The 13339-nt window shown below is 64.7% G+C and carries 14 protein-coding genes and 1 tRNA gene; 9 read left to right on the forward strand and 6 right to left on the reverse strand.

Going from position 1 to position 13339, the window contains the following annotated elements; translation table 11 throughout:
- The first annotated feature begins 119 nt into the window (after window positions 1-119).
- From tig to H9656_RS01900, 4 genes are all read left to right on the forward strand, one after another.
- Window positions 120-1463: a trigger factor gene (tig, locus tag H9656_RS01885; RefSeq protein ID WP_191742585.1), complete on the forward strand. Its 1344-nt coding sequence runs from the start codon at window positions 120-122 to the stop codon at window positions 1461-1463.
- A gap of 119 nt (window positions 1464-1582) precedes the next feature.
- Complete coding sequence (locus H9656_RS01890) at window positions 1583-2488, forward strand: hypothetical protein (protein WP_191742586.1); 906 nt, start codon at window positions 1583-1585, stop codon at window positions 2486-2488.
- 108 nt (window positions 2489-2596) lie between these two features.
- Window positions 2597-3238 carry an ATP-dependent Clp protease proteolytic subunit gene (locus H9656_RS01895; RefSeq protein WP_024354168.1) on the forward strand — a complete coding sequence of 214 codons (642 nt, stop codon included), beginning with the start codon at window positions 2597-2599 and terminating at the stop codon, window positions 3236-3238.
- A gap of 102 nt (window positions 3239-3340) precedes the next feature.
- Window positions 3341-3883, forward strand: coding sequence for a cytochrome b (locus H9656_RS01900; protein ID WP_191742587.1), 543 nt, complete (start codon window positions 3341-3343; stop codon window positions 3881-3883).
- Window positions 3884-3886: 3 nt separating this feature from the next.
- Here H9656_RS01900 and H9656_RS01905 read toward each other — a convergent pair whose 3' ends face one another.
- The gene (locus H9656_RS01905; protein WP_191742588.1) at window positions 3887-4534 is read right to left on the reverse strand and encodes an HAD-IB family hydrolase; all 648 of its coding nucleotides are present in this window, start codon (window positions 4532-4534) and stop codon (window positions 3887-3889) included.
- 196 nt (window positions 4535-4730) lie between these two features.
- Between H9656_RS01905 and clpX the strand changes: the two genes are divergently transcribed.
- The 4 genes from clpX (at window position 4731) to H9656_RS01925 (ending at window position 9192) form a co-directional block, all read left to right on the forward strand.
- Window positions 4731-5999: an ATP-dependent Clp protease ATP-binding subunit ClpX gene (gene clpX / locus H9656_RS01910; RefSeq protein WP_191742589.1), complete on the forward strand. Its 1269-nt coding sequence runs from the start codon at window positions 4731-4733 to the stop codon at window positions 5997-5999.
- Between the two features lie 274 nt (window positions 6000-6273).
- On the forward strand, window positions 6274-8673 hold the full coding sequence (gene lon, locus H9656_RS01915; RefSeq protein WP_191742590.1) for an endopeptidase La: 2400 nt from the start codon (window positions 6274-6276) through the stop codon (window positions 8671-8673).
- A gap of 119 nt (window positions 8674-8792) precedes the next feature.
- Window positions 8793-9068 (forward strand): HU family DNA-binding protein, encoded by a 276-nt coding sequence (locus H9656_RS01920; RefSeq protein WP_003170215.1) that lies wholly within the window; start codon window positions 8793-8795, stop codon window positions 9066-9068.
- Window positions 9069-9115: 47 nt separating this feature from the next.
- A tRNA-Val gene (locus H9656_RS01925) sits at window positions 9116-9192 on the forward strand.
- Window positions 9193-9306: 114 nt separating this feature from the next.
- Here H9656_RS01925 and H9656_RS01930 read toward each other — a convergent pair.
- The 5 genes from H9656_RS01930 to H9656_RS01950 form a co-directional block, all read right to left on the reverse strand.
- The gene (locus H9656_RS01930; RefSeq protein ID WP_191742591.1) at window positions 9307-9807 is read right to left on the reverse strand and encodes a YciE/YciF ferroxidase family protein; all 501 of its coding nucleotides are present in this window, start codon (window positions 9805-9807) and stop codon (window positions 9307-9309) included.
- 160 nt (window positions 9808-9967) lie between these two features.
- Entirely contained in the window at window positions 9968-10558 is a 591-nt protein-coding gene (locus tag H9656_RS01935; protein WP_191742592.1) for a DUF4142 domain-containing protein, read from the reverse strand.
- Between the two features lie 22 nt (window positions 10559-10580).
- The gene (locus H9656_RS01940) at window positions 10581-10820 is read right to left on the reverse strand and encodes a hypothetical protein (RefSeq protein WP_191742593.1); all 240 of its coding nucleotides are present in this window, start codon (window positions 10818-10820) and stop codon (window positions 10581-10583) included.
- A gap of 124 nt (window positions 10821-10944) precedes the next feature.
- Window positions 10945-11139 carry a hypothetical protein gene (locus tag H9656_RS01945; protein ID WP_191742594.1) on the reverse strand — a complete coding sequence of 65 codons (195 nt, stop codon included), beginning with the start codon at window positions 11137-11139 and terminating at the stop codon, window positions 10945-10947.
- Between the two features lie 71 nt (window positions 11140-11210).
- Entirely contained in the window at window positions 11211-12314 is a 1104-nt protein-coding gene (locus tag H9656_RS01950) for a flavodoxin family protein (RefSeq protein WP_191742595.1), read from the reverse strand.
- 126 nt (window positions 12315-12440) lie between these two features.
- On the opposite strand from H9656_RS01950, the gene H9656_RS01955 reads away from it, so the two are divergent.
- On the forward strand, window positions 12441-13334 hold the full coding sequence (locus tag H9656_RS01955) for an SDR family oxidoreductase (RefSeq protein ID WP_191742596.1): 894 nt from the start codon (window positions 12441-12443) through the stop codon (window positions 13332-13334).
- The last annotated feature ends 5 nt before the right edge of the window (window positions 13335-13339 follow it).

Here is a 13339-nt window from a genome sequence, read left to right on the forward strand (position 1 = left end):
TTCAGCCCCTTCTCGACATAAGGGCGGGCTCCGAGGCGCCGCTCCCGAAAGGGGCGGCCCTGTTGCTTTATCCACCGCGCGCCTTTGCGGCGTCGCCACAGAGCGTCAGATATCCGACCATGCAAGTCGTCGAAAAGTCGAACGAAGGCCTCAGCCGCGTGATTGCGGTGACCATTCCCGTCGCCGAGCTGAATGAAAAGCTCGAAGCCCGCATCAAGGAAGTGGCCCCCCAGATGAAGCTGAAAGGCTTCCGTCCGGGCAAGGTGCCGGCCTCGTACGTCAAGAAGACCTTCGGCCGTGACTTCATGGGCGAAATCATCAACGCCTCGCTGAACGAGACCAGCCAGGGCGCTCTGGAAGAGCTGAAGCTGCGTCCGGCCGCGCCGGCCGAGATGAACCTGACCTCCGACATGGACAAGGTCATCGCCGGTCAGGAAGACCTGGCCTATGAAATGTCGCTGGAAGTCATGCCGGAATTCACCCCGGTCGACCCCAAGACCCTGAAGCTGACCCGCCCGACCTATGAGGCCTCGGAAGAGGACCTGGACGAGGCGCTCAAGGAACTGGCCTCGCAGGCCAAGTCCTACGAGGACAAGAAGGGCAAGACGGTCAAGGCCGCCGACGGCGACCAACTGACCATCGACTTCGTCGGCAAGATCGACGGCGAAGCCTTCGACGGCGGCGCCGCCACCGACGCTGACCTGGTGATCGGCTCGGGCCGCTTCATCCCCGGCTTCGAAGAGCAGCTGAAGGGCGCCAAGGTCGGTGAAGAAAAGACCATCGAAGTGACCTTCCCGGAAGACTACCAGGCCAAGCACCTGGCCGGTAAGGCCGCGACCTTCGACGTCACCGTCAAGGCCATCAAGGCCGAGGTCGAGTCCAAGATCGACGACGAGTTCGCCACGCGCATCGGCCTGGAGTCGCTGGACCAGCTGAAGGAACTGCTGAAGTCCAACCTGAACCAGCAGTACGCCGGCGCAACCCGCTTCAAGCTGAAGCGCGCCCTGCTGGACGTGCTGGATGAAGGCCACGACTTCGCCCTGCCGCCGAAGATGGTCGATGCCGAGTTCGAAGGCATCTGGGCCCAGGTGTCGGCTGACAAGGACGCCGGCCAGCTGCCGGAAGACGACGCCAAGAAGTCGGAAGACGAACTGAAGGCCGAGTACAAGAAGATCGCCGAGCGCCGCGTGCGCCTGGGCCTGGTCCTGGCTGAAATCGGCCGCGCCAACAACGTCGGCGTGACGGATCAGGAACTGTCGAACGCCATCATGGCCGAAGCCCGCAACTACCCGGGCCAGGAGAAGATGGTTCTGGACTTCTACCGCCAGAACCCGAACGCCGCCGCCCAGCTGCGCGCGCCGATCTATGAAGAGAAGGTCGTCGACCTGATCGTCTCGGTCGCCGAAGTGAAGGACGAAGCCATCAGCAAGGAAGAGCTGATGAAGGAAGAAGACGAGGCGTAAGCCTCTCTTCCTCGCCGATACTGAATGAGGGGCGGTCCGCATGGGCCGCCCCTCTTCTCATATCTGAGTGGTGGCGATAGGGTATCGACGTTTGGTCAGTTTTCGTTGTGGAGACGACTATGCTGAGCCTCGCGGCGCTGATGTTGTCAGGTCTGATATCCAACACTCCGGTGCAGGCCGCTGGTCTGCCGCCGGTGCAAGACGACCCCGTCCGGGTCGAGGATGTCGTCGTATCCGGCCGACGTTTGCAGGACGAGGCTGAGGCCTTCGTTGCGGAACTGGCGGCGCCGCCGCCCAAGCGCGGTCTGGCGCGATGGCGCGGGCCGGTCTGTATCGGCGTCGCCAACCTGTCCGAAAGCATTGCGCGCCCGTTGATCGATCACATCGCCACCGTGGCGAGCACCTATGACGTCCGCATACGAGAGCCCGGTTGTGCGCCCAACGTCATCATTGTCTTTACGGATGACGCCCCCGGAATGGCTCGAGGACTCGTGGCCCGTGACGCCGAAGCGTTCCGCGTGCGCTGGAGCAGTCAACTGGACCGCGGCCAGAAAGCGCGGGACGCCTTCCAGAACGGCGACTGGCCGGTACGCTGGTGGCACGTCAGCATGCCGGTCATCGGCACATCAGGGCAGCGGGCCATCCGGATGCCCGGCGACACCGGCCCGATTTCCGTCCCGGGCGAGGGATTGGCGAACAAGGGCCGCCCCATCACGGACGTGTTGAGCAAGGTGATCGTCATCGTCGATATCGCCAAGGTCGAGGGTGCCGAGCTCCCGCTGCTGGGGGACTATCTGGCGATGGTGGCCCTGGCGCAGGTTGATCCCGAGGGCGGCACGGGTCGGTTCGATACAGTGCTGAATCTTTTCCATGAAACGGGCAGGGACGAGGGTCTGTCGGGCTGGGACAAGGCCTACCTCGCTTCGCTATACGGGGCGTTTCCGGAGCGCATCGACCGATACAATCATGCCTCTTCGATCGTGCGCGACCTGCGACGGGCGGAGCGCAGCGCGCAGCGCCAGTAAAGTCGCGCGCGAGGGAGCCTTGCGCCGGCGGGCCAGCGACGCGATATCGTAGAAGACAGGCGCGCGTTCTATGAGTCGTGCGACCCTCCTGAATTCGAGAAGGCCTTCATGCGCGATCCGATCGACTACATCTCCAACAACCTGGTGCCGATGGTGGTGGAGCAATCCAGCCGCGGCGAGCGCTCCTTCGACATTTTCTCGCGCTTGCTGCGCGAGCGGATCATCTTCCTGACCGGGCCGTTCGAGGACGGCATGGCCTCGCTGATCTGCGCCCAGCTGCTGTTCCTGGAATCGGAGAACCCGAAGAAGGAGATCAGCATGTACATCAACAGCCCCGGCGGTCAGGTGACCTCGGCGCTCGCGATCTACGACACCATGCAATACATCAAGTCGCCGGTATCGACCGTGGTCATGGGCATGGCCGCCTCGGCCGGCTCGCTGATCCTGACGGCCGGCGAAGCGGGCCAGCGCGTCGCCCTGCCGAACGCGCGGGTCATGGTGCACCAGCCGTCGGGCGGCTTCCGCGGCACGGCCTCGGACATCGAGCGCCACGCCGAGGACATCATCGCCACCAAGCGCCGCCTCAACGAAATCTACGTCCAGCACACCGGCCGCACCTATGAAGAGGTCGAGCGCACCCTGGACCGCGACCACTTCATGACGGCCGAGGAAGCCAAGGCCTGGGGCATCGTCGACCACGTCTATGACAAGCGCACCCAGGCCGACGACGACGGCGTCAAGGCTCCCTAAACCTTAGATGGCTTTCGGCTGCGACAATTTGCGAGGCGGGATTCGGCGACGGATCCCGCCTCGAATCATGTTTGAGACTCGGTATCAGCGGGAGGGGGACGCATGGCGACGCAGTGGAGAGACGACGGATTTCGATATGGCGCCGTCACGCGCGCCCTGCATTGGGCGATGGCCCTGCTGCTGGCGTGGCAGTTCACGGGCATGGCGATCAAGCTGATCGTCGGCAAGGCGCCGATCACCGCCTTCTGGGTCGGCACGCACAAGGGGATCGGCGTCATCCTGCTGAGCCTGATCGTGCTGCGCGCGCTGTGGGGGCTCTACAACATGAAGACGCGTCCGGCGCATGGCGGCGGCTTCTGGGGACGGGCCGCCAAGGTCGGGCATCTGGCGCTCTACGCCCTGATGCTGATCGTGCCGGCGCTGGCCCTGCTGCGGCAGTATGGGTCGGGCAAGCCGCTGGATGTGTTCGGCGTGCGCCTGATTGACGGGGGCTGGGCTGAGGTTCCGTGGATGACAGCCCCGGCCAACGCCGCCCACGGCCTGCTGGCCTGGGTGCTGCTGGCCGCGATTGCGGGCCATATCCTGATGGTGCTGGTCCACCGCTTCATCTGGAAGGATGACACGACCCAACGGATGCTCGGTTAGCGATCATGGACGGCCAGTGAAGACGCGGTAGCCCTTTTCGGCGGCCGCCGCGATCATCTCGGCGTCGCCCGAGGTGTCGCCATAGGCGGCGGCCAACGTCATGTCGTCGCCGTAGACGGCGCGCAGGCGGCTCATCTTCTCTTCGCCCCGGCAGTTGCCGCCGAGAAAGCTGCCGGCCACGCGATCCTGGGCGTCGAAGGCCAACCGTGTGCCGATCAGGTTCTCGGCGCCCAGCCTGCGGGCGAAGGGGGCGACGGTTGTCTCAGGCGAGGCGGTGACGATGACCCGGTGCGCGCCGCGACGCCCCCAGTCCTCCCAGGTCGCCAGCGCGTCCGGCCGCATGAAGCGCGGCCAGATTTCTGCGGCGAAGCGTTCGGCGTCCGCCTCCAGCGCCTTGCGGTCGGCGCCCATCAGGAACTCGCGCACCGAGGCGACCTTGATCCGGCCCCGGTCGCGGTCGCCCAGGTAGGCGAAGACCGCCGGGATCATCTGCGCCAGACCGATCAGCCAGCGCACCGGCCCGGCCCGCCACTTCAGGAAGCTGGTGAAGCTGTCGCGAATCGTCAGGGTGCCGTCGAAATCGAAGGCGACGATGGGTTGTCCGGGGGCAGGGGACTGGTGAAAGGCTTTTCCGCTTCCCATGTCAGACATTAGCCGTGATCCCCATATTATCTGTCCTGTCCGTTCCCCGAAGCGCGTTGCCGCGCCGCAACGGGGTTGTGGCGGAACGTGTGATGGGTGATTGTCATTTTTTGAAGACCTTCGATGATAGATTCCCTGGATCGATCGCGAAGGAAGCGCTTTTCGTCTCAATGTCGGGGCGGATCGCGGATAGTGAGAAGGGTCTATGACCAAAGCCGCCGGCACAGACGCCAAAAGCACGCTCTACTGCTCGTTCTGCGGCAAGAGCCAGCACGAAGTCCGCAAACTGATCGCCGGACCGACCGTCTTCATCTGCGATGAATGCGTCGAACTGTGCATGGACATCATCCGCGAAGAGCACAAGATCGCCTTCAAGACCTCCAAGGACGGCGTGCCTACGCCCAAGGAGATCCGCGACGTCCTAGACGATTATGTGATCGGTCAGAGCCACGCCAAGAAGGTGCTGAGCGTCGCCGTTCACAACCACTACAAGCGCCTGAACCACGCGACGAAGAACAACGACGTCGAACTGGCCAAGTCGAACATCATGCTGATCGGGCCGACCGGCTCGGGCAAGACGCTGCTGGCCCAGACGCTGGCGCGCATCATCGACGTGCCGTTCACCATGGCCGACGCCACGACCCTGACCGAAGCCGGTTATGTCGGTGAAGACGTCGAGAACATCATCCTGAAGCTGCTGCAGGCGTCGGACTACAACGTCGAGCGCGCCCAGCGCGGCATCGTCTACATCGACGAGATTGATAAGATTTCGCGTAAGTCGGACAACCCGTCGATCACCCGCGACGTGTCGGGCGAAGGCGTGCAGCAAGCCCTGCTGAAGATCATGGAAGGCACCGTCGCCTCCGTGCCGCCGCAAGGCGGGCGCAAGCATCCGCAGCAGGAGTTCCTGCAGGTCGACACCGCCAACATCCTGTTCATCGTCGGCGGCGCCTTCGCCGGCCTGGAGAAGGTGATCTCGGCGCGCGGCGAGGGGGCCTCGATCGGCTTCGGCGCCAAGGTCAAGGAGATCGACGAGCGTCGCACCGGCGAAATCCTCAAGCAGGTCGAGCCTGACGACCTGATGCGCTTCGGCCTGATCCCTGAGTTCATCGGTCGTCTGCCTGTTCTGGCGACGCTGGAGGACCTCGACGAGGCGGCGCTGATCACCATCCTGACCGAGCCGAAGAACGCCCTGGTCAAGCAGTACAAGCGCCTGTTCGAGATGGAGAACGTGACGCTGACCTTCACCGACGACGCCCTGTCGGCGGTGGCCAAGAAGGCGATCACCCGCAAGACGGGCGCCCGCGGCCTGCGCTCCATTCTGGAGGGCGTGCTGCTGGAGACCATGTTCGAGTTGCCCACCTATGAGGGCGTCGAAGAGGTCGTGGTCAACGCCGAGGTGATCGAGGGCAAGGCTCAGCCGCTGTTGATCTATTCGGAAACCAAGAAGAAGACGGCCGACGGCGCCGCCTGACGCCGAGGCCTGATCTCAGTGAAAAAGGGGCGGCTCGCCACGGGCCGCCCCTTCATCGTTTCAGGGCGTGTCGAGAGCCGGCCTGAAATCACACGCTTTTTCACGCTTCTGTGGGCCGCCGGCCCGCCACGCTTGAACCGCGTCCAGACAGAACCACATACTCACACGAAAGCCGCTGAAAACAGCGGGTCGAGTCGGGAAGAAGAGGCAGTAGCGCCAAATCAGACCGGTTCGGCGGGCCGGAGATTCACGAAGGCCCCGGAAAGTACGCATCATGACCGAGAGCAAAATCCTCCCTGTCCTGCCGTTGAGAGACATCGTCGTCTTTCCGCACATGGTCGTGCCGCTGTTTGTCGGGCGCGAGAAGTCCGTGCGCGCCCTCGACGAGATCATGAAGGGCGAGAAGCAGATCCTGCTCGCCACCCAGATGAACTCGGTCGACGACGACCCGGCGACGGACGCCATCTATCCGACCGGCGTGCTGGCGACGGTGCTGCAACTGCTGAAGCTGCCGGATGGCACCGTGAAGGTGCTGGTCGAGGGCAAATCGCGCGCGCGCCTGACCCGTTTCACCGACCGTGAGGACTACTACGAAGCCGAGGCCGTCGAGATCGACGACGAAGCCGGCGATCCGTCGCAGAGCGAAGCCCTGCTGCGCGCCGTGATCGAGCAGTTCGAAAACTATGTGAAGCTCAACAAGAAGGTCCCGCCCGAGGCCCTCAGCGCTATTCCCCAGATCACCGATCCGTCCAAGCTGGCGGACTCGGTCGCCGCCCATCTGTCGGTCAAGATCGCCGACAAGCAGGCCTTGCTCGAAACCGTCGTCATCCCGGCGCGGCTGGAGAAGGTCTACGGCATGATGGAAGGCGAGATCAGCGTCCTTCAGGTCGAGAAGAAAATCCGCAGCCGCGTGAAGCGGCAGATGGAGAAGACCCAGCGCGAATATTATCTGAACGAGCAGATGAAGGCGATCCAGCGCGAGCTGGGCGAGACCGACGACGCGCGTGACGAGCTGCTGGAGCTGGAAAAGCGCATCAAGAAGACGCGCCTGTCCAAGGAGGCCCGCACCAAGGCCGAGGCGGAGCTGAAGAAGCTGCGCAACATGTCGCCGATGTCGGCGGAATCGACCGTGGTGCGGAACTACCTCGACTGGCTGCTGTCGATCCCGTGGTCCAAGACCCGGCCCAAGCCCATCGACCTGCAGAAGGCCGAGGACATCCTCGAAGAGGATCACTACGGCCTGGAGAAGGTCAAGGAACGGATCATCGAGTATCTGGCCGTCCAGGCGCGCACCGGCAGCCTGAAGGGGCCGATCCTGTGCCTCGTCGGCCCTCCCGGCGTCGGCAAGACCTCGCTGGCCCAGTCCATCGCCAAGGCGACGGGGCGTGAATACGTCCGTATGTCGCTGGGCGGCGTGCGCGACGAGGCCGAGATCCGCGGCCACCGCCGGACCTACATCGGCTCCATGCCCGGCAAGATCATCCAGTCGATGAAGAAGGCTAAGACCACCAACGCCTTCGTCCTGCTGGACGAGATCGACAAGCTGGGCGCCGACTGGCGCGGCGACCCGTCCTCGGCGCTGCTGGAAGTGCTGGACCCGGCCCAGAACTCGACCTTCGGCGACCACTATCTGGAGGTCGACTACGACCTGTCGCCGGTGATGTTCGTCACCACGGCCAACAGCCTGAACATGCCCCAGCCCCTGCTGGACCGCATGGAGATCATCCGGGTCTCCGGCTACACCGAGGATGAGAAGGTCGAGATCGCCCGTCGCCACGTCCTGCCCAAGCAGCTCAAGGACCACGGCCTGAAGGAGGGCGAGCTGATCGTCCCCGACGAGACGATCCGCGACCTGATCCGCTACTACACGCGCGAAGCGGGCGTGCGTTCGCTGGAACGCGCCCTGGGCGGACTGGCCCGCAAGGCGGTGCGCGAGATGGCCAAGACCAACGCCGCCTCGATCACCGTTGATGCGGCCAAGCTGGCCGAATACGCGGGCGTGAAGAAGTTCCGCTATGGCGAGACGGACGCGGAAGATCAGGTCGGCATCGTCACCGGCCTGGCCTGGACCGAGTTCGGGGGCGACATCCTGACCATCGAGGCCCTGAAGATGCCGGGCCGCGGCCGCATGACCGTGACCGGCAACCTGAAGGAGGTCATGAAGGAGTCTATCTCGGCGGCGGCGTCCTATGTCCGTAGCCGCGCGCTGAGCATCGGCGTCAAGCCGCCCGTGTTCGAGAAGACCGATATCCACGTCCACGTGCCGGACGGCGCAACGCCCAAGGACGGCCCCTCGGCCGGCGTGGCCATGACGGTGGCCATGGTCTCGGTTCTGACCGGCATTCCGATCCGCAAGGACATCGCCATGACCGGCGAGATCACTCTGCGCGGCCGGGTGACGGCCATCGGCGGCCTGAAGGAGAAGCTGCTGGCGGCCCTGCGTTCGGGCGTGAAGACCGTGCTGATCCCGCAGGAGAACGAGAAAGACCTCGAGGAGGTGCCGGAAAACGTCAAGGCGGCCCTCGAGATCGTGCCGATCTCCACCGCCGACGAAGCGCTGAAGTGGGCCCTGACCGGCACGCCGACCCCCGTCGAATGGGACGAGGCGACCGAGCCGATGAACCCGACGCCGCCCGCGCCCGCAGCAGGCGAGGGGGCCAGCATCAGCCACTGATGCGGGCCTTGACTAGAGAGTGATGAGAAGCGGCTCAGGGACACCTGAGCCGCTTCTTTTTTGACCTGCGCCCGGATAGCCGCTTAAGTTCCGCCTTCGTTCGCGAGGGGGCTTTCGACGTGACCAAGACTGAACTGATCGGCCGCATGGCGCAGGCGGCGGGGATCAGCCGCGACCAGGCCAAGCTGGCGCTTGAGGCCTTCACCGATCAGGTGACGGCTTCGCTTGTCGAGGGACGCGTGGTTCGCCTGGTCGGCTTCGGCAGCTTCGTCGCGGCTGAGCGCAAGGCGGGCGTGGCGCGCAACCCCCAGACCGGCCAGGAGATCGCCCGGCCCGCCTCTCGCACCGCGCGCTTTCGGCCTGGGGAAGGCTTGAAAAGCGCCTTGAACGGCTGACCGCCACAGGGCATGAAGCCTGTCCTCGACATTGAGTCGAATGATGCGGGCGGCTAGCTCAGCTGGTCAGAGCACCTCGTTTACACCGAGGGGGTCGGCGGTTCGAACCCGTCGCCGCCTACCATCCATCGCCGACTAGGCAGTCTTCGCCAGAGCGGGGCAGCGTGAGCAAGCGCCCGCTCCTCCCTGACCAAGCGCGCCGACCCCGCCGCTGGCGAGGCAGCAGGGCCGGGCTGGCTCAGGCGGCGGGATGCAAGGCTTCGGCGTTGACGGCGGCGTCGGCGATGGCCGTGAGATCCTCGTCCGTCTGGCTTTCTTCCTTGAGCGTCTCGTCCAGCAGTTTGACGGCGTCCTTCAGGCCCAGCACCTCGGCCCAACGCTTGAGGGTGCCGTAGCGGGTGATCTCATAATGCTCGACCGCCTGCGCGGCGGCCAGCAGACCGGCGTCGAGCGCTGGCGTATCCTTGTATTCCTCGGCGATTTCATCGCCTTCGGCGAGAATGCCTTCGATGGCGTCGCACGTCTTGCCGCGAGCGGGCTTGTCGATGATCTCGAACACCTTCTGCAGGCGCTCGATCTGCCCTTCAGTCTGCTCGCGGTGCTTCTCGAACGCCGCCTTGAGGTCGGGAGACTGTGCCGCTCGCGCCATCTTGGGGAGGGACTTCAGGATCTTGCGCTCGGCGTAATAGATATCGCGCAGGGTGTCGTGGAACAGTGTCTGCAACGTTTTCTCAGCCATGGAGAACTCCTAAAAACGAGAGGGGAGCTTTTGAAGCGGAGAGCGCGCCGGCGCGTTTCGGCTCGTTCAAATCTGAACAGGACGCTGCGCCGGGGCCCGCCGCATAAAGCAGGAGCGGACTGTCGTCCGACCCCTGATCAGTGGTGGATGCCCGTTGGCTTTAGGCCATGCTGGATTGCAGTTGCTTTGCGCGCTCCAGGTGGGCCTCGATCTTGGGCAGGACCGTACGGGCGTGTTCGGCCAGGGCGGGAACATCCGTGTTGTTCGAGAAGCCACGATGCAGAGTCACGGCTTCCTCGTGCGCGGCGACCTGCTGGTCGATGTAGGTCTTGTCGAAGTTCGCCGCCGAGGCGGAGCGAAGGTTATCGATCAGCCCTTTGCGGCGCTGATCCAGCTCCATCGGCACGGTCGTGTCCGGCGCCGCCTGGGCTGCGGCCGTTTTCAGCGCCGTGGAAGCGGCCGTGTGATCGGTTTTGATCATCTGGGCCAGCTCCTTGACCTGAGCGTTCTGCGAGCGCTCGAGGGCGATGTCCGCCGCCTGAATCTCGTACATGTCGCCCATGGCGGCGTTAGGCACATACGCGCTGACCATGTTGGCGCCCATGGTTGCGGCTGAGGTCTGGCCGACCGGCTCCGAAACGGCGTCCTGAGCCTTGTCTATGGCTTCGGAGCCTTGCTGCTGGTTGCAGGCGGCAAGTGTCAGGGCGGCGGTCGATACAGCCAGGATCGAGACGGTTTGCTTGAACATCATCTGGTTTTCCTCGGATAGGTTTTCAGGATTTTGCGGCCATGCCGGGGGTGCCGGAGGCCATCTCTTCAGCCTGGGTCTTGGGCGGCGGCGCGTCGGCCTGCTGCAACCCGTCGTCAGGGCTTTCTCGAATGGACAGAATGGCTTCATGCGCACGCATCAATGGGGCTGCGGCGTCGGCGGCTTGGGCATCGGTGGGCGAAGCCACGCGCAGATGCCTCTGCGGCCCGCTGTCGCTGCCGACAACTACCTCATAGAAGCGCATGGCCGCCTCCCTGGGCAACGGGATGGCGTAATCGTAAGCGATGCTCAGTCATTAGTTCCTCCCTGTGACAGGAGGTTAAGCAGCTAGGCGCGAGCCCGTTCCAAACGGTCAAGTTTGGCCGCTGCTACATGGCGCGCTCCAGCGGCGCTTCGCTCCCGGTCATCTGGGGATCGGGAACCTTGCTCTGCGTGCGCAGGAAGCCGGTGGCGGCGGTCGCCAAATAGACGATGAGCAGCAGCGCCAGGAGAGCGGCGACGACCATAAGCAACCGCCGCGGGCGCTGCAGAATGGGCGGCTTGTCTTTGTGGGCGAGCGGCAAGGCATTTCCTTTCGTGCTTCAGGCAGAAGCGAAAGGCGCGCGGCGCGTTCCATACGGCGCCGGTGGCTCGCCTATTTCTCTCGGGGCGCTCGAGCAGGGGGTTGCCCAGCGCCGCCGCCGTCTTCGCGGGCCGCGATGACGGCGCGAACCAACTCTTTCGCCGCCAAACGCACCTCGTCCTGGACGGCTTGATCACGGTCCAGGGCTTCGTGACTGGTCGCGTAGGGCTCCCAATAGCCGATGTAGCGGTCGATCTCCGCGTCCGCGCCGGCCGGTGACAACTTCATCGAAACGAGCCAGTCCGACAGCGATCGACGCACGTTCTCGGCCCCTTCCACGTCGCCGTGGACGACCAGAGCAAAGCGCCGACCGGCCAGGTGGCGAGGGTAGGGCCAATCCGCCAGCTCAAGGGCCTTGGCCATGGAGACTGTCTTGCCCTGCGTCGACGTGGGGTCGGGATTGCCGCCATCAGCGCAGACCATCCGGTCCATCATCAGCTTGAAGGGACTGGAGGCATGGTACCAATTGACCGGAGTGACGATCAGGACGCCGTGCGCCCGCACCCACATGGGATAGATCTCGTTCATCCAGTCGTGGACCTGGCCCAGGCTGTAGTTTGGGTAGCAACTGCACGGCCAGTGACAGAGAGCCGCCGCCGTCGAGAAGCAGGCTTTACAGGGGTGAATCTCGCGCCCGTATTCCGACGCGAGCCGCGACAGATCGAGGATCTCCGTCTCCACGCCGACATGATCCTCCACGACCTCACGCGCGATCTTGGCCAGGCGCCAGCTCTTGGACATTTCGCCGGGACAGGTGTGCTCCGAACGGCTGGAGGCGTTGATGATGAGTATGTGCAAGGGCGCCGACGCATCTTCGTGGCGGGCCTGGGCGGCGCGCACCGCGGCCTGAGCGTCCAGCCAGTCTAGCGCCAGCTCGTAATCCGGATCAGCGAAGCCCTGGCCGGCGACGCGTGTCAGAGGCGATTTGCGGCCGGAGATATAGCCGTCCCAGGCTGTAGCGGCCAAGCGATCGATCTCCTCTCGTAGAGGGTCGAAGGCGGGGTCAGCGAAGCGGCTGCGAAAGCGCGCCTCAAAGGTCGCCCGATCCAGTTCGGGGCTCGGCATGCCCTTGCGCGGCTCGGGGCCTGCAGGGGGCGGGGCGACGGGGTCGGACATGGCTGCCTCCGGCTCTGGCTTTGCCGGAAACGTCGCTTCCGATCGCGCCGTTCCATCCTCGCGCCGGGAACGCCCGCGACGGGCATGACTTAGAATGGCGACCTTCAGTCGTTCAGAGGAGCCGTCATGCCCGACCGCCTGACCATGCAGGACCCACGCGATCAATATCCGCGACCGCCCTTTCCCCGGCAGCCCCAATCGGCCCCCGGCTTGGTCGCCAGGATGGAGCCGCAGCCCGACCACGGGGAAGATACCTATCGCGGCCACGGGCGACTGAAGGGGCGACGCGCCCTGATCACCGGGGGTGATTCCGGCATCGGCCGCGCGGTGGCCATCGCGTACGCCCGCGAAGGCGCCGACGTTGCGATCTCCTATCTGCCCGCCGAGGAGGCCGATGCGCGCGAGGTGATCGCCTTGATCGAAGCTGAAGGCGTCAAGGCTTTGGCCTTGCCCGGCGACGTGCGCGGCGAGGCCTGGAATGCGACTATGGTGGAGCGTACGCTCGAAGCCTTCGGGGGGCTGGACATCCTGGTCGTCAACGCTGGCCGCCAGCAGTTTCGTGACGATGTGGGCGCGGTTTCGACCGAGGATTTCGACGCGACCATGAAGACAAACCTTTATGCCATGCATTGGCTATGTCAGGCCGCGGCGCCGCATTTGCCGCCTGGCGCGGCGGTGATCACCACGGCGTCGATCCAGGCCTATGAGCCTTCGGACATCCTCTTGGACTACGCCACAACGAAGGGCGGGATCGTCACCTACACAAAGGCCCTGGCGAAGCAACTGATCGACAAGGGCGTGCGAGTGAACGCCGTGGCGCCCGGACCATTCTGGACAGTGCTGCAACCCAGCGGCGGCCAGCCCCAGGAAAAGGTCGAGACGTTCGGGGCGCATAGCGCCTTTGGTCGTCCGGGCCAGCCGGTCGAGATCGCGCCGATCTATGTGTTGCTGGCGTCCCAGGAGGCCAGCTTTGTCACAGGCGAGGTCTGGGGCGTCACCGGCGGCGCGGGGATCGCTTAGACGGG

The sequence above is a fragment of the Brevundimonas guildfordensis genome, from assembly GCF_014836405.1.
In the GTDB taxonomy this organism is placed as follows: Bacteria; Pseudomonadota; Alphaproteobacteria; order Caulobacterales; family Caulobacteraceae; genus Brevundimonas; species Brevundimonas guildfordensis.

Bases quoted from the DNA above. Each gene is read 5' to 3' on its own strand.
- tig (WP_191742585.1), top strand. From the start codon at position 120: ATGCAAGTCGTCGAAAAGTCGAACGAAGGCCTCAGCCGCGTGATTGCG.
- H9656_RS01890 (WP_191742586.1), top strand. From the start codon at position 1,583: ATGCTGAGCCTCGCGGCGCTGATGTTGTCAGGTCTGATATCCAACACT.
- H9656_RS01895 (WP_024354168.1), top strand. From the start codon at position 2,597: ATGCGCGATCCGATCGACTACATCTCCAACAACCTGGTGCCGATGGTG.
- H9656_RS01900 (WP_191742587.1), top strand. From the start codon at position 3,341: ATGGCGACGCAGTGGAGAGACGACGGATTTCGATATGGCGCCGTCACG.
- H9656_RS01905 (WP_191742588.1), bottom strand. From the start codon at position 4,534: ATGTCTGACATGGGAAGCGGAAAAGCCTTTCACCAGTCCCCTGCCCCC.
- clpX (WP_191742589.1), top strand. From the start codon at position 4,731: ATGACCAAAGCCGCCGGCACAGACGCCAAAAGCACGCTCTACTGCTCG.
- lon (WP_191742590.1), top strand. From the start codon at position 6,274: ATGACCGAGAGCAAAATCCTCCCTGTCCTGCCGTTGAGAGACATCGTC.
- H9656_RS01930 (WP_191742591.1), bottom strand. From the start codon at position 9,807: ATGGCTGAGAAAACGTTGCAGACACTGTTCCACGACACCCTGCGCGAT.
- H9656_RS01935 (WP_191742592.1), bottom strand. From the start codon at position 10,558: ATGATGTTCAAGCAAACCGTCTCGATCCTGGCTGTATCGACCGCCGCC.
- H9656_RS01940 (WP_191742593.1), bottom strand. From the start codon at position 10,820: ATGCGCTTCTATGAGGTAGTTGTCGGCAGCGACAGCGGGCCGCAGAGG.
- H9656_RS01950 (WP_191742595.1), bottom strand. From the start codon at position 12,314: ATGTCCGACCCCGTCGCCCCGCCCCCTGCAGGCCCCGAGCCGCGCAAG.
- H9656_RS01955 (WP_191742596.1), top strand. From the start codon at position 12,441: ATGCCCGACCGCCTGACCATGCAGGACCCACGCGATCAATATCCGCGA.